Annotated in this window: 16 protein-coding genes; 7 read left to right on the plus strand and 9 right to left on the minus strand. The window is 68.0% G+C overall.

Annotated features, from left to right (window positions below; translation table 11 throughout):
* Window positions 1–4 precede the first annotated feature (4 nt).
* Both ACFPOE_RS01830 and ACFPOE_RS01835 read left to right on the plus strand, forming a co-directional pair.
* A complete protein-coding gene (locus ACFPOE_RS01830) occupies window positions 5–484 on the plus strand; it encodes a (2Fe-2S)-binding protein (protein ID WP_376848289.1) in 480 nt (159 codons plus the stop codon).
* Window positions 484–2,586 (plus strand): xanthine dehydrogenase family protein molybdopterin-binding subunit, encoded by a 2,103-nt coding sequence (locus ACFPOE_RS01835; protein ID WP_376848290.1) that lies wholly within the window; start codon window positions 484–486, stop codon window positions 2,584–2,586. The genes ACFPOE_RS01830 and ACFPOE_RS01835 overlap by 1 nt, the downstream gene beginning before the upstream one ends.
* Before the next feature lie 42 nt (window positions 2,587–2,628).
* Here ACFPOE_RS01835 and ACFPOE_RS01840 read toward each other — a convergent pair whose 3' ends face one another.
* The 8 genes from ACFPOE_RS01840 to ACFPOE_RS01875 are packed head-to-tail and all read right to left on the minus strand — an operon-like array spanning window position 2,629 to window position 11,010.
* Entirely contained in the window at window positions 2,629–3,738 is a 1,110-nt protein-coding gene (locus ACFPOE_RS01840) for an amidohydrolase family protein (RefSeq protein WP_376848291.1), read from the minus strand.
* Between the two features lie 23 nt (window positions 3,739–3,761).
* Window positions 3,762–4,565, minus strand: a complete 804-nt coding sequence (locus ACFPOE_RS01845; protein ID WP_376848292.1) for an alpha/beta fold hydrolase — start codon at window positions 4,563–4,565, stop codon at window positions 3,762–3,764.
* A complete protein-coding gene (locus tag ACFPOE_RS01850) occupies window positions 4,562–5,656 on the minus strand; it encodes an LLM class flavin-dependent oxidoreductase (protein WP_376848293.1) in 1,095 nt (364 codons plus the stop codon). Before ACFPOE_RS01850 ends, ACFPOE_RS01845 begins: the two co-directional genes overlap by 4 nt.
* Window positions 5,657–5,678: 22 nt before the next feature.
* The gene (locus ACFPOE_RS01855) at window positions 5,679–6,776 is read right to left on the minus strand and encodes a flavin reductase (RefSeq protein ID WP_376848294.1); all 1,098 of its coding nucleotides are present in this window, start codon (window positions 6,774–6,776) and stop codon (window positions 5,679–5,681) included.
* 1 nt (window position 6,777) lies between these two features.
* Window positions 6,778–7,773 (minus strand): Gfo/Idh/MocA family protein, encoded by a 996-nt coding sequence (locus tag ACFPOE_RS01860; protein WP_376848295.1) that lies wholly within the window; start codon window positions 7,771–7,773, stop codon window positions 6,778–6,780.
* Between the two features lie 8 nt (window positions 7,774–7,781).
* A complete protein-coding gene (locus ACFPOE_RS01865) occupies window positions 7,782–8,897 on the minus strand; it encodes a Gfo/Idh/MocA family protein (protein WP_376848296.1) in 1,116 nt (371 codons plus the stop codon).
* A 22-nt stretch (window positions 8,898–8,919) separates the two neighbouring features.
* Window positions 8,920–9,906 (minus strand): Bug family tripartite tricarboxylate transporter substrate binding protein, encoded by a 987-nt coding sequence (locus tag ACFPOE_RS01870; RefSeq protein WP_376848297.1) that lies wholly within the window; start codon window positions 9,904–9,906, stop codon window positions 8,920–8,922.
* Between the two features lie 42 nt (window positions 9,907–9,948).
* Window positions 9,949–11,010 (minus strand): Gfo/Idh/MocA family protein, encoded by a 1,062-nt coding sequence (locus tag ACFPOE_RS01875; protein ID WP_376848298.1) that lies wholly within the window; start codon window positions 11,008–11,010, stop codon window positions 9,949–9,951.
* 97 nt (window positions 11,011–11,107) lie between these two features.
* On the opposite strand from ACFPOE_RS01875, the gene ACFPOE_RS01880 reads away from it, so the two are divergent.
* Both ACFPOE_RS01880 and ACFPOE_RS01885 read left to right on the plus strand, forming a co-directional pair.
* Complete coding sequence (locus ACFPOE_RS01880; protein ID WP_376848299.1) at window positions 11,108–12,085, plus strand: LysR family transcriptional regulator; 978 nt, start codon at window positions 11,108–11,110, stop codon at window positions 12,083–12,085.
* A 122-nt stretch (window positions 12,086–12,207) separates the two neighbouring features.
* A complete protein-coding gene (locus ACFPOE_RS01885) occupies window positions 12,208–13,095 on the plus strand; it encodes an NAD(P)-dependent oxidoreductase (protein WP_376848300.1) in 888 nt (295 codons plus the stop codon).
* A 29-nt stretch (window positions 13,096–13,124) separates the two neighbouring features.
* On the opposite strand, the gene ACFPOE_RS01890 is transcribed toward ACFPOE_RS01885, so the two are convergent.
* Window positions 13,125–14,018 carry an NAD(P)-dependent oxidoreductase gene (locus tag ACFPOE_RS01890; RefSeq protein ID WP_376848301.1) on the minus strand — a complete coding sequence of 298 codons (894 nt, stop codon included), beginning with the start codon at window positions 14,016–14,018 and terminating at the stop codon, window positions 13,125–13,127.
* 70 nt (window positions 14,019–14,088) lie between these two features.
* Between ACFPOE_RS01890 and ACFPOE_RS01895 the strand changes: the two genes are divergently transcribed.
* From ACFPOE_RS01895 to ACFPOE_RS01905, 3 genes are all read left to right on the plus strand, one after another.
* A complete protein-coding gene (locus ACFPOE_RS01895) occupies window positions 14,089–15,225 on the plus strand; it encodes an amidohydrolase family protein (protein WP_376848302.1) in 1,137 nt (378 codons plus the stop codon).
* A gap of 367 nt (window positions 15,226–15,592) precedes the next feature.
* Window positions 15,593–16,309, plus strand: a complete 717-nt coding sequence (locus ACFPOE_RS01900; protein ID WP_376848303.1) for a HipA family kinase — start codon at window positions 15,593–15,595, stop codon at window positions 16,307–16,309.
* Window positions 16,306–17,259 (plus strand): DUF3037 domain-containing protein, encoded by a 954-nt coding sequence (locus ACFPOE_RS01905; protein ID WP_376848304.1) that lies wholly within the window; start codon window positions 16,306–16,308, stop codon window positions 17,257–17,259. Before ACFPOE_RS01900 ends, ACFPOE_RS01905 begins: the two co-directional genes overlap by 4 nt.
* The last annotated feature ends 111 nt before the right edge of the window (window positions 17,260–17,370 follow it).

The raw sequence follows: 17,370 nt of genomic DNA on the forward strand, positions 1-17,370 counted from the left end.
TCCGATGAACGTCCGATTCAGCGTCAACGGCCGGCCGTGCGAGGTGGCGCAGGGCGAGCGCTGCTCGCTGGTCGATTACCTGCGCGACGAGCTGATGCTGCGGGGCACGCGTTACGGTTGCGGGCAGGAGCGTTGCGGCGCCTGCGTCGTGCTGGTGGACGGCGCGCCGCGCCCGGCCTGCCAGGTCGAGGCCGGCCATCTGCAGGACAGGTCCATCGCCACCGTCGAATCGCTCGATTCCAGCGCAGAAGGCCGGATGCTGCTGGCGCAGTTCGAGCGCTTGCAGGCAGGCCAGTGCGGCTTCTGCCTGAGCGGCATCCTGATGCGCTCGCTGGCCTTCGTGCGCGAATCGGCCGACGGCTCGCCCGCCGCCATCGCACGGGCACTGGACGATCACCTTTGCCGCTGCGGGGCGCAGCCGCGCATCGTCGCTGCGGTGCAGGCAAGCTGGCAGGCGCTGCGCGAAGGCGCAGGGGCGCTCTGATGCAGCTGCAGCTGCCTGCGTCGCTGGCGGCGCAACCCGATCCCGGGCTCTGGATCGGCTTCGAGACGCCCGGACGGGTGACGGTGCGCACCGGCAAGGTCGAACTGGGGCAGGGCATTCTCACGGCGCTGTCGCAGCTGGTGGCCGATGGCCTGGGCGTGGCGCCGGCGCAGGTCGACATGCGCTCCGCCAGCACCCATCGCTGGCCCAACGAGGGCTTCACCGTCGGCAGCCTGTCGCTGGAGCAGTCCGGGCCGGTGATGTGCACGCTGGGCGCGGTGCTGCGCTGGCGCCTGTTGCAGGCGGCCGCCCGCGCCCTGGACCTGCCGTTCGGCGAGCTGGAAGTGCGCGGCGGCGAAGTGCGCCATGGCGGCCGGCCCACCGGCTGGAGCTACTGGCGCGACGGCGCCGCGTTGCTCGCGATCCCCATCGGTGCGGACGACCGCATGGCTCCCGCACAGGCGGGTGGCAGCGTCGGTGAAGCGTTGCCGCGCACGGACCTGCGCGCCAAGTTCGGCGGCGGCGCCTTCCTGCATGACATGGTGCTGCCGGGGATGCAGCATGCGGTTGCGCTCCGGCTGCCGGTGCGCGGCGCGCGCATCGCCGGCTTCGACGCGGAGCGTTTCGCCGCCAGGACGCCAGCGCAGTGGGTCCGCCGTGGCGACTTCCTGGGCTGCGTGGCGCCGACGCAGCGCGCGGCGCGGTCGGCGCTGGAGGTCCTGCGCACCTGCGTGGGCTGGGACGCGCCACCCTTGCCGGCGGTGGATGAAGCGACGCCAGCGTGGCTGGCGCGCCAGCCGGCGGTGCAGACGATCATCGAGCCGGAGGGAGCCGGCGAACCGGCGGCCGGCCCCGCGTATGAAGCGACATGGACGCGTCCCTTCATCGCCCACGCGTCCATCGGCCTGAGCTGCGGCGTGGCCTGGCTGCAGGGCGAGGTGCTGCAGGTGTGGACGCACAGCCAGGGCATCTTCCCGCTGCGCGACCAGATTGCCCGCGTGCTGGCGCTCGCGCCGGACAGCGTCCACGTGCAGCACGTGCCGGGCTCGGGTTGCTACGGCCACAACGGAGCCGACGATGCGGCGCTGGATGCCGCGCTCGTCGCCACGGCGCTGCCGGGGACGCCGATCCGCGTGCAGTGGTCGCGCGAGGAGGAACTGCGGGAAGGCCCGCTGGGCGCGCCCATGGCGGTTCGGATCCGCGCCGCCCTGGACGGCCAGGGACGGATCGCGCGCTGGAACACGCACGTGCTCAGCACCAGCCACAACATGCGCCCGGGCGTCGGCGGCACGCCCAACCTGCTGGCGGCCCCGGCGCTGGATGCGCGCTTCGAACGCACGCAGGACATCGACGTGCCGCAGGACCGCGGCGGCGGCGCGACCCGCAATGCGCAGCCGCTGTACCAAGTGGGGCAGCGCTCCCTGTCGCTCGGCCTGGCGACCACCCATGTGCGCACGTCGGCGCTGCGCGCGCTGGGCGCCTTCGCCAACGTGTTCGCGATCGAGGGAATGATGGACGAACTGGCGCAACGCGCCGGCTGCGACCCGGCGCAGTTCCGCCTGTCGCACCTGCAGGACCAACGCGCCGTTGCCGTGCTGCGGCAGGTGCTGGCCATGTGCGACTGGCATGGCCCGGGCGCGGCCGGCGACGCGCTCACGCGGGGCATCGGCCTGGCCCGCTACAAGGGCCGCGGCGCCTGGTGCGCGGTGGTCGCCGAGGTGGCGCTGGAGCAGGAGGTGCAGGTGCGCCGCGTTTGGTGCGCGGCCGACGTCGGGCTGGTGGTGAATCCGGACGGCGTGCGCAACCAGCTCGATGGCGGCATCGTGCAGGCGGTGAGCTGGACGACGCTGGAGTCCGTGCGCTTCGAGGGGGGCCGGCCCGTTGCCCTGGGGTGGGAGGGTTACCGGGTGCTGCGCTTCAGCGAGGTTCCGGCGATCGCGACGCAACTGGTGGGAGCGCACGACAACCCGTCGCTCGGCGCCGGCGAGGCATCGCAAGGCCCGACGGCGGCGGCCATCGCGAATGCGGTGTCCGTCGCGGTCGGCCAGCGGGTCACGGACCTGCCGATCAGCCGGGAGCGGCTGCTGCGCCTGCTGGCGTGAGGGCGGCGGCCCGGCGCCCTGCTGCGCACGCTCCGCGCGTCCTCAGGTCGGGATGCCGAGCAGGCGGGCGGCGTTGAGGCCCAGAATGCCGTCGCGCTGCGCGTCGGACAGGCCGGGCGCGGCCATCACGTGGTCGATGGGCGCCTCGTTCCAGGGAATCGGCTGGTCGGTGCCGATCATCACCTGGCTGGCGCCCACCTGCGCGACCAGGTTGCGCAGCGCCTCGGGCGAGATCACCAGCGAGTCGTAGTAGATCTGCTTGGCGTATTCGGACGGCTTCTTCTTCAGCGTGATCGCCGGGTTGCAGCTCGAAGGCGACACATAGCAACTCACGTCCGAGCGGACCGAGCTGGCGCTGAAGTAGCCGCCGCCGTGCGCGGCCAGCACCTTGAGCCCCGGGAACTTGTCCAGCGTGCCTTCGAACACGAGGTGCTCCAGCGCGATGGTGGTGTCCAGCGGATTGCCGATGACGTTGGACAGCCAGCCGTTGCCGCGGAACCGGTTGTTCAGCTCGGGCGTGCTCTGGGGGTGGATGAACAGCACCGCGCCCAGCTCCTGCGCCTTGGCCCACACGGGGTGGTATTTCGGGTCGGAGAAGGCTTCGCCCGCCACGCTGCCGCCGATGGCGGCGCCCTTGAGGCCCTGCTTCCTGATCGCGGTTTCAAGCTGCTGCACCGCGATCTGCGGGTTCTGCAGCGTGAGGGACGCGAACGCGGCGAAGCGGTCCGGCTTCAGCGCGCAGAGCTGCGCGAGCTTCTCGTTCTGGATGGTGCAGACCGCGCGCGCCATCTCGACGTTCTCCCGGTACCAGAAGGGGTTGATGCCCAGCACCTGCATGTCGATGCCCATCGCGTCCATGGACTTGAGCCGCTGGTCCAGCACGATGATGTGCTCGGGCGTGCCCTTGACCGGCGCGGGAATGACGTCCTTCAGCCCCAGCTTGGCGACGTCCAGCGCATCCTGGAAGAAGCAGTGCGCGTGCACGTCGATGGTCTTCACGCGGCTGCGCCGCAACCCGAGCGAGGCAGAAGCGCCGGCCTGCCCGACGGTCTGCGCGTGCGTGCTGCAGCCCTGCAGCAGGCTGCAGCCGCAGAACATCAGGCCGGGGATGGCGCCGGCGGTCGAAGCGAGGAAGGCCCTGCGGTTGGTCATTCTTGTCTCCTGGTTGTGATTCGTCAGCTGCCCAGGCCGTCCACGAAGGACAGCCAGGCATCGCAGAACGCCTGCGGCTGCTCCACCGCGGCCTGGTGGGCGGCCGGCAGCGTCACAAGCCGGGCGCCGGGGATGGCGTCGGCAATCTGCCTGCCTTGCTCGGGCGGGGTGGCCTTGTCCTCGCTTCCGACCACGACCAGGGTCGGCACCGCGATCGTGGACAGCAGCTGCAGCTGGGACAGGTCGCGGACGGCCTGCGCGCAGCCGGCAAAGCCCTCCACGCTGGTGCCGCACAGCAGCTCGCGCATGCGCGCCAGCTCCTGCGGGGCGCGTTCGGCGAAGCCGGGCGTGAACCAGCGCTGCAGCGTGCCGTCCGCCAGGGCGGCCACGCCGGACTTGCGCGCCACTGCGACCCGCTCATCCCATGACGCCGGCGCGCCCTGCACGGCCGCGGTGTTGGCCAGCGTCAGCGACAGCAGGCGATGGCCGTGGCGTGCGCCGACCTGCTGGCCGATCATGCCGCCGAGCGAGGAGCCCACGAAGTGCACGCGGTCCAGCGCAAGCGCGTCGAGCAGGCCCGCGCAATCGTCGGCCAGCTCCTGCATCGTGTACGGCCCCGCCGGCGCGCTGCCGGCGCCGTGGCCGCGCAGGTCAGGGCGCACGACGCGGAATCTCCCCTGCAGCCTGGCGGCGACCGCATCCCAGGCGCGGTGGTCGGTGAGGATGCCGTGCACCAGCAGCACTGCCGGCGCGCCGGCGGGGCCGTCGACACGGCAGGCGATCTCGCTGGCGCCGACGCGCAGCTTCTGCAGGACGTTCGCGCTCATGCGGCGCTCCCGATGGCGGCGTTCAGGCGCGGCATCACCTCCTGCGCCATCAGCTCCATCGAGCGCTTGCTCAACGCCGGATCGACCCAGTCATGGCAGGCGTACAGCAGCGTGCCGAAGTCGCCGGTGGTCTCGCGGAAGGCCAGCAGCTGCTCCACCACGCTGTCCACGGTGCCGGCGATCACCAGCTTGTTGGTGATGTAGTCGGGGGTGATCTCGCTGTCGGGCTGCGACTGGTCCAGCTTGAACAGGTTGCCGCGGCCGCCACCGAGCAGCTTGCGGGTGAGCTGCTTGAAGTAGAAATGGTAGGGGCCGGCCTGCGACTTGCCATAGCGCTGCGCGGTCTGTTCGTCGTCCGCCACGAAGATCGACTTGGCCACCCGCCATTCGGAAGCGTCGGCCTTGGCGCCCACCGCCGTGCGGCCCTCGACGTACTTGGGCCAGTGCGACTTGACCCACTCCGGCAGCAGGAAGTTGGCCGAGATCGGTTGCCAGCCGCGCTTGGCCATCTCGGTGACGCCGGGCGAGAACGGCGCCACCGCCGTGCCGACGATGCGCGGGTGCGGCCGCTGGTAGGGCTTGAGGATCATGCCCTGGCCGATTTCGGGGATCGCGGTCTGCTTGGTCGAGACCTTGAAGTACTCGCCCTCGATGTCGAGCGGCCCGTCGCTTTCCCAGATCTTGAGCACCGTGTTGATGCCCTCGACGAACATCGCGTTGCGGTTCTTCTGGTAGTTGCCGAACACCTCGGCATCCGACATCAGGCCGCCCGGGCTGATGCCCATGATGAAGCGGCCCTTGAGGATGTGGTCCAGCATCGCCACCTGCGCCGCGATCGCTGCCGGGTGGCCGTTGGGCATGTTGATGGTGCCGGAGCCCAGCACGATGTTCTTCGTCTCGTGCGCCAGCGAGGCCAGGAACATCAGGCAGGACGTGACGTTCTCCGCCAGGTCGGTGACGTGTTCGCCGACGAAGCCTTCGCAGTACCCCAGCCGGTCGGCCAGCAGGAAGGCCTGGCGGTCTTCCTCCAGCGTCTGCGTCGCGATACGCCCGGGCGGGTGCAGCGGCATCATGAACATGCCGAGTTTCATTGGGGGACTCCAGTTCGAGGTTTCATGGACTGGCCGGCGCGGAGCTGCCGCGCAGGCGCTGAGTGAGTGTGGCGGCGCAACGCAGCATGCCGACGAGGACCTTCCCGGAGTCGCTGGTGTCCAGCCGGTCCGAGGCCCCGATGGCCGTGAGTGCGAGCACCATCGCGCCGTCCGGGTCGAACACCGGCACGCTCAGCGCGCTGATGCTGCGCCCGTACAGCTCGGTGAAGTCGTCGATGCCGACCAGGCGCACGAAGCCCTGGCTGCGGATTTCCGCCAGCCGCTCGGGCAGGCCCCGCGCATCCGCAAGGAACTGGTCGTTGCCGTCCTGCGCCAGTTCCGCATCGATGAAGGGCGCGCTCAGCTCGGGCGGCAGCCAGGCGGCGAAGGCCAGCCCGGTCGCGGAGGTGAGCACCGGCAGCACGAGGCCGGTGCGCAGGTTGTCGCTCACCGGCAGCTTGGCCTCTTCCCACCGCACGATGGTGGGGCCGTGGTTGCCCCAGACACCGAGGCCCAGCGTCTCGTCGATCTCGTCGGACAGTTCCACCACCGCGCGGGTGGCCAGCCGCACGGCCTGCAGCCGCGCGATGTTGGGGCCGCTCTCGGTCAGCAACGCGCCCAGGTCGTGGGGCTGCGCCACCAGGTAGCGGCCGCCGCCGAACACCAGCGGCTGGCGGCCGGTGCGCTCGATGCGCTCCACCTGCCCCAGGAACACCATGTGGTCGCCGCCGCGGAAGCTTTCCATGCGCCGGCATTCCAGCCAGGCGGCGCTGCCGCGGATCAGCGGCACGCCGCCGAGGCCGGGGTCGGTCGCGCAGCCGGCGAACTTGTCGGCGTTGCCGCGCGCGAACTTGTTGGAGATTTCCACCTGGTCGTCGGCCAGGATGTTGACCACGAAGCGCTCGGCCTGCAGGAACACCGGGTGGCTGGGCGCGTTGAGCGACTGGCTCCACAGGACCAGCGGCGGGTCCAGCGAAACCGAGCTGAAGGAGTTGACGGTCAGGCCGTGCGGCTTGCCGGCCGCATCGACCGTCGTGATCACGGTCACGCCCGTGACGAACGAGCCCAACACCTGGCGCAGTTCGCGCGCATCGAAGGGAGTGCCGGCCGGATCCGCCACTTCAGCCTTCGACCTTCTCGATGCCGCCGCTCTTGGCGGAGCGAAAGATCGCTTCCAGCGCGCTGACGTTGGCGATCATCTGCTCGCGCGGCACCGGATAGGGCGCCCGCCCCTGCGCCGCATCGGCGAACGCCTCGAGGTTGTTCAGCACGGCCGGCGCGGGCGGCATGTCGACCGACTTCAGGGACTCGCCGCGCAGGTGCGTGGTGAGCGTCCAGCCTTCGGGCGCCTCCGGATGGGTCTTGTCGCGCACCTCGGCCCAGCCCTTGGAGCCGTACACGGCAAAGCGGCCGGCGAACGGCGTCGCCAGGATCGCGGTGATCAGCGCATGGCCGCCCTTCTTGAAGGTGACCAGTGCGGCCAGCGTGTCGCCGTTGGTCAGCGGGCTGCCCAGTTGCTTGACGCTGCAGTGCACGGTGTCCGCTTCGCCGAACACCCCGATCGACAGGTCCAGCAGGTGGATGCCGGTTGCCGTCATCGGGCCGGCCGGCGCCTCGGCGCCCGACAGGCGCCAGTTGTCGCTGGCAAGCGCCAGGAACTTGTCCTGGCTGAAGTTGGCCTCCACCTGCAACGGGATGCCGAGCGAGCCGTCCTTGACCAGCCGCATGATCTCCAGGATGGGCGGTTCGAAGCGCTTTTCGTGCCCGACCGCCAGCGCGACGCCGGCCTGTTCCACCGCCGCCACCGCGCGCAGCACGTCGACCCGCGTCATCGACAGCGGCTTCTCGCAGAACACGTGCTTGCCGGCGCGGGCGGCAGCGACGATCTGGTCGGTGTGTTGCGAATGCGGCGTGCAGAGCACGACGCCCTGGACCGCGGGGTCGGCCAGCACCTGCTCGAAGCTGGCGCAGAACGCGATCTCGCGCTCCCGCGCGAAGGCTTCCGACGCCGGGTTGACGTCGGCGACCCGCACCACGCGCAGCTTGTCGCTGTTGCGGATGTTGTCGACGATGATGCGGCCCCACCACCCGAGGCCGATGACTGCGATGTTCAACATGCTTGCATTCAATCCAGCTGGGCTTCGAGCGCGTCCCATTCCTCGCAGCGCACCGCCTTGCCGGTGCGCGCGGACAGGTCCAGCGCCTTGGTGAGGATCAGGTTCATGTGGGCTTCGGCGGCGGTGGCGGCCTGGGTGGTCCAGCCGGCGCCCACGCGGTTCAGCCAGGACTCGGTTTCGTCGCGCATCGGGCCGCGCAGTTCGCCCAGCGCCATGTCGCCCGGCGGGTAGCTGCCCATGAAGTCCACCAGCCGCTGCTTGTCCGGCGCGTAGCCCTGGTTCTGCGGGCGCGACACGGCCAGCACGATGTCGCGGTGCGTGTCGTCGATGGTCAGCACGCCTTCGGTGCCGACGATCCCGACGTCCAGGCTGTACACCGCGCCCGGCCAGCTGGTGGGCAGCGCCCAGTTGATGCTCAGGTGGTAGGCGCTGCCGTCGGAGAAGGTGATCATGCCGGCGGTGCAGTCGATTCCCTTGTACTGCGGGCCCAGCGCCTTGTCGTTGGACTTGGCGTAGATCTCCACCGGCTTCTTGCCCTGCATCATCCACATGACGATGTCCAGCGCGTGGGTGCCGGAGATCACCATCGGCGAGATGCTGGAGGGGTCGTCGGTGCGCGTGTAGTTGTCGATCGCGACCAGCCGGTTCATGAAGGCGCGGCTGGTGACCAGCGTGACGTCCCCCAGCGCGCCGGTGCTGACCTTTTCCTTGGCGGCCAGCCAGCGGCGGCGAAAGCGCTGGGTGTAGCCGACCACCGCGTCCACCTTGGCGGCGGCAATCGCCTCCATCACCTGGCGCGATTCGCTGGCCCGGGTGGCGAGCGGCTTTTCGATCAGCATCGGCTTGCCCAGGCGCGCCGCCTCCAGCACCGGTGCGACGTGCAGGTGTTCGTCGGTGGCGATGATCACGGCATCCACCTCGGGCCGGGCCAGCAATTCCTTGTAGTCGGCGGTGACGAAGTTGGCGCCGATCTTGCGGCCGACCTCCTGGGCGCGATCGGGCTTGAGTTCGGCCAGGCCGACCCACTTGACCAGCGGATGGCGGGCGGCGACTTCGCCGCGGAACAGGCCCACGCGGCCGCCACCGATGATGGCCAGGCCGATGGGACGGGATGCAACTGTCATGTCTCTTGGTCCTTCTTGTGCGTCAATCCGCCGTCGCGTTCGACGCCCTGGCGACGGCGCCCCAGCGGCGGGCCTCGTCATGGATGAAATCGGCCAGCTCCTTGGGCGAGGCGCTGGTCGCCGTCTCCACGCCGCCCTGCATCAATTCCGCCTTCACGTCGTCCCGCGCCAGCACCTTGACCAGCGCCGCGTGCCATCTGGCGATCACCGGGGCCGGCGTGTTCTTGGGGAACATGATGGCTTGCCAGGAGCCGCCCACCACTTGCGGGTAGCCCGATTCCGCCAGCGTCGGCACGTCCGGCAGGGTCGACAGCCGCGTGGCGCTCGCCACCGCGATCGCCCTGAGCTTGCCGCCCTTGATCAGCTGCATCGCTGCGGGAACGGGCACGAACATGATCGGGACGTGGCCACCCACGATGTCGATGATGGCCGGCCCGGCGCCGCCCTTGTAGGGGATGTGCACCATGTCCAGCTTGGCCTCGCTGCGGAACAGTTCCATCTCCAGGCGGTTCAGGCTGCCGCTGCCCGGCGAAGCGAAGCTCATGCCCGGTGTCTTGCGGGCGTACTCCACCAGTTCGCCGACGGTCTTGACCGGCACCGCCATGTTGGCGATCAGGATGTCAGGCGCGTTGGCCACCAGCGAGACCGGCGCAAAGTCGGTTGCCGTGGTCTTCTGCTTGCTGCCGAAGATCGCCGGGTTGATGGCCAGCGTGCCGACATTGCCGAGGAACACGGTGTAGCCGTCCGGCGCGGCAATCGCCGCCAGGTCGAGCCCGATGTTGCCGGCCGCGCCGGCCTTGTTCTCGATGAAGACGGTCTGGCCGAGTTCCGTCGACAGCCGCATCGTCAGGATGCGGGCCACGAAGTCGGAGGCGCCGCCGGGCGCGAAGGGCACGATCATCTTGATCGGCTTGTTGGGATAGGCCTGGGCCCGCGCCAGACCGGGCAATGCCAGCAGCGGCAGCGCCAAGGCGGCAGCCAGCACGAGGCGACGACGGAAGTGATGCATGTTCATGTCTCCAGCTTTTTTTGGTTGGGATGCCGGCCGCTCTCAGGTGGCCTTGGCGAGCGGCTGCCGGGCCAGCGGCAGCGAAACCGGCAGGTTGGTTTCCGCAGAGAGGTCGGCCGCGATGTACAGCTCCATGACCATGCGGGCATGTTCGGGCGTCACCATCACCGGTTCGTCGCGCACCACCGCGTCCAGGAAGTGGCTGGTCTCGGCGGACATCGGGCCGGCCCAGACGTGTTCCACCTTCTCGCCGGGCATGGAGGACATCGGCAGCTGCATGCCGTCCTTCATGGAACGCACCACCACGTCCTTGTGGCTGTCGTCGACGAAGATCGCGCCGTCGGTGCCGATCATCTCGATCATGGTGGTGGAGAAGTTGGGATAGTTCGGCGGCAGGCTCCAGCCGCCCCCGACCACGAACGACACGCCGTTGTCCATCGTCACCGTGATCCACTGCAGGTCGGGCACGGCTGCGCCGCTGGCCTGCTGGATGGCCCCGAAGTTGTTCTGCGAATAGACCCGGACCGGCTTGGCCGGCTCCAGGCACCACAGCACGAAGTCGAGGTCGTGCGTGGACTCCATCGCGGCCGGCGACAGCTTGGTGCGGCCGGTGATCTTCTTGCCGAGTGCGCGGCTGATGTGGCGCGAGACCAGCACGCTGACGGGCGTTCCGATCTCGCCCTGGCGGATCGCCTTGCGCACGTAGGCGAACTTGGTGTTGAAGCGCTGCGAGTAGCCGATGGTGAACTTGAGGTGCTTGCTGCGGGCCAGCGCGATCAGCTCGTCCGCCTCGTCCAGTTCCATGGCGATCGGCTTTTCCAGGAAGACGTGCTTGCCGGCCTGCAGGCAGGCCTTGGCCATCGGGTAGTGGGTGGTCTCCGGGGTGGCGGAGATGTAGACCGCGGCGATCGCCTCGTTGGCGACGATGTCGCGCCATTCGGCGGTGGCGGTCTTGGGCTTGGTGAGGGCGGCAACCTCGGCCAGCCGCTGCGGGTTCACCTCGGCGATGTGCAGCGCCTTCACCAGCGGATGGCGGGCCAGGGTCTCGGCGCGGATGCCACCGCACCAGCCGGTGCCGATGACGGCGACTTCGATCGAATCCATGCAATTTGCTCCAGGTATGTCTTGCGTGGATGGATGCTAAGCAACCCGTCCGCCCTGTACCAACGCAATGTTGTCATCGTAGCCATGCAAGAATGAGATGGCTTCTAGAACAAACACGATGGACATCCGCGCGCTGAAGTGCTTCATCCTCGCCGCCGAACTGGGCAGCGTGACCCATGCCGCGGGCGAGCTGGGGATCGTGCAGTCCGCGCTGAGCCGCAAGATCCAGATGATCGAGCAGGAGCTGGGCTGCACCCTGTTCACCCGGCTGCCGCGCGGCATCCAGCTCACCCCGGCCGGCCGGCGCTTCCTCGACCGGGCCCGGCGCATCGTGCGCGAGGTCGAGTTCGCGCGCACCGACCTGAAGGACGGCGCCGGGGATGTGGAAGGCGAGGTCACGCTGGGCCTGTCGCCCACCCTCGCCCCCATGCTGGCGCCCGATTGCCTGGCGCAGGTGGGGGCGGACTTTCCCGGCATCCAGCTCAAGATCGTGGAGGGCTTCAGCTCCACGCTGCTCGACCTGCTGCTGACGGGCCGCATCGACCTGGCCGTGCTGACCAACCCGCCCCGCACCGCCATGCTGCAGCAGGAGCCGGCCGTCTCCGAGGAAATCCTGGTGGTCACGCCGCCCGGCGCGCGCGGCATCCAGCCGTCGTTTTCGCTCGACGACCTGTGCAACGAGCCGGTGGTCGTCACCTCGGGGCTGCGCATCGTGATCGAGGACCAGTTGCGCAAGCACGGCCGCAGGCTGGAGGTTGCCGCCGAAGTCGATTCGGTGGAGGCGATCCGGCGCATGGTGCTGCGCGGCCAGGCCATCACCCTGATGCCCGCCTCCACCTTCCAGCAGGATGTGAACGGGCGGCGGCTCGACGCCTTCCACGTCGCCAACGTCAACCTGCACCGGATGCTGGTCATCGCCCAGCCGCTGTCGGGCCGGGATACGCCGGCGATCCGGCAGGTGGCCGAGGCGCTGGCCCGGCAATTCTCGAGCCTGTCCGACGAGGGCGTGTTCCGGCTGCCGCAGCGCCAGCCGCGCAAGGCCGCCGCGCCGAAGGCGCCACGTTCGCGCTCGTAGACAATCGCCCTTTCCACTTTTCGCACGGAACCAACATGGCTGCTGCGCCCGCACGCAAAACGTCCCGCACCCCATCCCGCGCCAAGGCCGCCCCGCGCGCAGCCGGGCCGGAAGGCGTCGGCATGATCGGCCTGGGCATCATGGGCTCGGCGATGTCCGCCAACCTGGTGAAAGCCGGCTTCCAGGTCTTCGGCCATGACCCGGTGGCCGCCGCGCGCACCCGCCTGAAGCGCGCGGGCGGCACCCCGTGCGCCGGCGTCGCCGAGGTGGTGAAGAATTGCGGCCGCATCGTGCTGTCGCTGCCGAGCGAGGCGGCGCTGGACGCCGTCTGCGCCGAGCTGGTGGCGGCCGGCGGCCGGGGCCGGGTGCTGGCGGAAACCAGCACGCTGCCGGAGACCGCGAAGCTGCGCGCCCGCGACACGCTCGCCGCCGCCGGCATGACCTTGCTGGACTGCCCCTTGTCCGGGACCGGCGCGCAGGCGCTCACGCGCGACCTGGCCGTCTACGCCAGCGGCGACACGGCCGCGATCGGTGAGTTCGCGCCGGTGTTCGATGGGTTCGCGCGGGTGCGCTACGACGTCGGCGCCTTCGGCAACGGCATCCGCATGAAGCTGGTCGCCAACCTGCTGGTTGCGATCCACAACCTGTCCACGGCCGAAGCCATCCTCCTAGGCGAGCGCTCCGGGCTGGATGCGGCGCAGATCGTGCGCGTGGTCGCGGACGGCGCGGGCGGCTCGCGCATGTTCCAGGTGCGCGGCCCGATGATGGTCGACCGCAGCTGGGACCAGGCCACCATGAAGGTCGCCATCTGGCAGAAGGACATGCGCCTGATCCAGGAGGCGCTTCAGCGCACCGACACGCCGGCGCCGCTGTTCGCAGCCAGCATGCCGATCTACAACGCGGCGATGGCCCTGGGGCATGGCGAGGACGACACGGCCGCGGTGTACGCGGTGCTCGAGCGGATGGTGGGCGGGCCGAAGCCGGCCAGGAAAGCGCGGCGCGCTTCTTAGCCGCAACGCAGCAGCATCCAGGCGCGGGCCTAGCTGCTCTTGCCGGCCTTGCGCAACCACCAGACGGGCAGCTGGGTGCAGTCGGCATCCTTGAGGCCGGCGCCGATCGCGTCGTCGAAGATCCTGAGGGTCTGTTCGGTCAGCGGCATCCGGTAGTGCTGCGAGGCGCCCTGGTCGATCATCGTGCGCACGTCCTTGCGCATGCTGGCCAGGTCGAAGCTCACCGGCCCGGTGTCCTGGCCCGCCAGCGCCTGGGCGATGGCACCGCCCCGCACCTTCAGCAGGTTGGGGCCGCCCGAGGTGTCCCCGATGATGTCCATCACGCGGGACGGGTCCAGCCCCAGCGGCTCGATCAGCGACAGCGCCTCGCCCAGCGCCTGCCAGTACACCATCAGCGGCAGGTTGACGGCCAGCTTCATCATCGCGCCGGCGCCGATCGGGCCCACGTGCTCCACCCGGCGGCACAGCAGGCTCAGCAGATCGCGCGCGCGCTCGATGTCCGGCGCGTCGCCGGCTGCAAACCCGAACAGCTTGCCCTGCGCCGCCGGCCCGGTGGTTCCCCCGACCGGGCATTCGACGTACAGTGCGCCGGCCGCCTTGACGCGTGCCGCCATCTCGCGCTGCGTCTCCGCCGGCACCGTGCTCATCTCGACGAACAGCCGGCCCTTCGCATCGCCGGTCGCGAGGCCGCCCGGACCGAAGTACACGTCGTGCAGCGCCTTCGCGTCGGTCACGATCGTGATGACGGCGTCGGTGCCGGGCACGACCGCAGCCGGCGTCGCCGCCCACTGCGCGCCCTCGTCGATGAGCGGCCGCGCCCGCTCCGGCGTGCGATTCCAGACGGTGACCTGGTGGCCGAGCGACAGCAGCCTCCGTGCGATCGCGCTTCCCATCTTGCCGGTGCCGGCGATGCCTACGTGCATGGTGTATTCCCCGTTCGTGCGATGCGCGAAGTTAGCATAGGATCGGCAAAAATTCGAAGGAGACAAACCAGTGTTCTATACCTGCACGCCCGGCTGCACCGACCCGAAGCACCAGCATTCCGGCCCTCTTTCCGCCGCCGCCCGCGCCGCCCCGGCCAAGGCCGCGACCAGTGCCCGGCCGGTGGCGCGCACCCGCAGCGGCAAGGCCAAGGTGGTGGACCTGCACTGCCACTACCTGAACCCGGAGGTGAACGCGAAGACCGCGAAGCTCAACGCAGCCCAGTACGACCCCACCGTCATCTTTGCCGACGAGCTCACGCGCGAGACCAATGTCAAGCAGATGAAGACGCGGGCGCCCAAGCTGTCGGGCGTGACCGAGCGGCTCAAGGACATGGACCGGATGGGCGTGGACATCCAGGCGGTGTGCCCGGCGCCGTACCACTTCTTCTATTTCACCGAGCCTGACTATGGCGCCGAGCTGGCGCGCGAGGTGAACGAAGGCATCGCCAAGGTGGTGGCCGACACGCCCGACCGCTTCGTCGGGCTCGGCTCCGTGCCGCTGCAGGACGCGCAGCTGGCGGTGCGCGAACTCGATTACGCCGTGAAGAACCTGGGCCTGCGCGGCGTGGAGATCTGCACCAACGTCAATGGCAAGAACCTCACCGATCCGAGCCTGGGGCTGGAGAAGTTCTTCGCGCGCTGCGAGGAGCTGGGCGTGGTGATCTTCATGCACCCCCTGGGCTACACGCAGGCCGACCGCCTGACGCACCATTACTTCAACAACGTCATCGGCAATCCGCTGGATTCCACGGTGGCGGTGTCTCACCTGATCTTCGACGGCGTGATGGCGCGCCACCCCAAGCTGAAGGTGGTGGTGGCGCACGGCGGCGGCTTCATCGCGCACTACTGGGCGCGGATGGACCATGCCTGGCGCGCCCGGCCCGATTGCCGCACGGTGATCAAGCGCAAGCCGTCGTCGTACCTGGAGAAGTTCTACTTCGACACGATCACCTTCGATCCGGAAATGCTCAAGCGCCTGATCGACCGCTACGGCGCCGACCATGTGGTGCTGGGAACGGATTACCCGTACGACATGGGCGAGGACGACCCGCTGGGACTGGTGGCGCAGGTCAAGCGCCTGCCCAAGGCGGACCGCGACCTGATCGTCGGGGGCAACGCCGCGCGGCTGCTGAAGATCAAGTTCTAACGGGCGACAGCGCGACGACGGCGGGCGGCGCCGGTAACGCAGTGCGGCCGGCCGCTGCAGGGCGCTTCACGGCTGAAGGAGACGCTGCGCCGCCAGAATGACAAAACCCGCATGAAACCGAGATTTCATGCGGGTTGCAATGGTGGTGGCCTGGGGCGGAATCGAACCACCGACACGCGGATTTTCAATCTTCTAGCAAGTCGTGTCTTCCCGCCAAGTTCGCGCTACTGGTTTCTACAAATACCCAGGTGCCTGCACTTGGTTCTCCATTGGGAAGCGACGCGAATGGGCCGGAATTGTAGAAGGTGACTGGCAATGGTTGTGCTAGCCTTGCCCCCCAATGCAGCGGATAGGCATCACTGAAGTGTTGGAGCGCTCCGAACAAGGTCGGACGCGACCATTCCTATGCCGCGGAGACGATGACCGCACCTACTGGGTTAAAGGCAAGACGGCCGGTCGGATGGGGTTAGCGGCGGAGGTCTTGGGGTTCTGTCTTGCACGCGAGCTGGGGCTTCCCGTCCCCGAGGGAATCATCGCCGAGGTTCCCATCGAACTAATTGAGGCTGGCCTTGTGCTCAACCCCGAACTAGCGGATCTTGGTTCTGGCCCTGCCTTCGGATCCTTGGTGGTCCAAGCGACCGAGTTTGTGTTCGCCAGGGTGCATGACGTTTCGCCGGAGCTTGCGGAAGCGTTGGCGGTATTTGATTGGTGGATTCGAAACGAAGATCGCACGCTAACGGAGCTTGGGGGCAACCCGAATCTGTTGTGGGAAGTCCCGCCGCACGAAGGACTGGTAGTCATTGATCACAACTTGGCCTTCGGCGAGATCGATCGCGTCGCCTTCATGCAGACTCACGTATTTGCAGAAAAGTTGGCAGAAGTAAGTGCAGACTTCGAACGACGTCAATACTGGGCCGGGAAGCTCACGGCCGCGTTGAACTGCTGGGACGAGGCTTGCTCTTACGTGCCCATGGAGTGGGGCTTCATTGACCAAGAGCAAACCATACCCTCAAATCTAAATTTGGAAGATATCCGTGCCAAACTCCAAGACTGTCTGAACGAAGAGTTCTGGCAAATTCCATGACCATCGCCTGCCACTACGCAATTGTCCGTTTTGTGCCGTTCGTCGAAACTGGTGAGTTCGCGAACGTTGGAGTAGTGTTGCTGTCGCCGTCTGCACGCTTTTTCGGCTTTCGTTTGATGAAAGCGCGTTATGCGCGGATTACAAGTTTCTTTGAGGAACTTGACGGAAAGGTCTTCCGAACCGTGATGCGACAGGCTCACGAAGAGTTTCAACGAGTCGCCTCGGAATTCAAACCGCTCGGCACGGACCGCCGCTTCAAATCATTCGATAAGGTCGGTGCATTCGCTCTTTGGACGGAGCTGACAAAGCCTCTTTCGTCGATCCTGAGGATGGGTGAGCCTCGCTTGGTCATGGCGGATGATCCGGTCGCAAAGCTCGAAGGACTATTCAAGTACTACGTCGAACGAAACTTCGTGACTCGTGAGTACCAAGAAGCTCTGATGGAGCGCACTGTGCGCGGTGTGCTGAAAGGCCTTGGGGTGGCGGATCGCTACCAACACTTGCGAGTGGGCAACGATGAGTACAATGCTGCCTTCCCGTTTGTTGCGACTGCGCTCGATGAAACGCCACTCCAGATCATTAAGCCGCTGAATTTGGGCCATACAGAGCCGACAAAGGTTCTCGATCACGGAGCGGCGTGGACGCACAAGATGGCGACGCTTAGAAAGAAGGGCTTTCTGCCCGAGTCCGTCCTCGTTACTGTTGCCGGCGATGCCAATGAAGACTCAAAGCTTGGAGAGGCGAGACGTGACGTCATCGGGGATTTCAACGCTCTTGACGTGACAGTTGCGTCAATCCAAGACAAGCTCGCCGTGCAATCTTTCGCCTCATCTCTTACCCCGCTCATTGACCTGAAAAGTGACGCGCCTCTAAAGCGCTACGAACGGCCGGTTCTCGAGCATGAGGAGCTTCTTAAGCTCCTGGCCTTGCCGCATCGTCCCAAGCGATAAGTAGCGGCTGTAGAGTTGTCCACGGCGGTGGGCGGCGCTTGCGACGTACCGACGCGGTGGGCAACTCGGGTCGGAGAAGGGTTGCCCAGGTTCCCTTAGCTGCTATCCTCA

It is taken from the genome of Caenimonas terrae, assembly GCF_042655405.1.
Taxonomy (GTDB): domain Bacteria; phylum Pseudomonadota; class Gammaproteobacteria; order Burkholderiales; family Burkholderiaceae_C; genus Ramlibacter; species Ramlibacter terrae_A.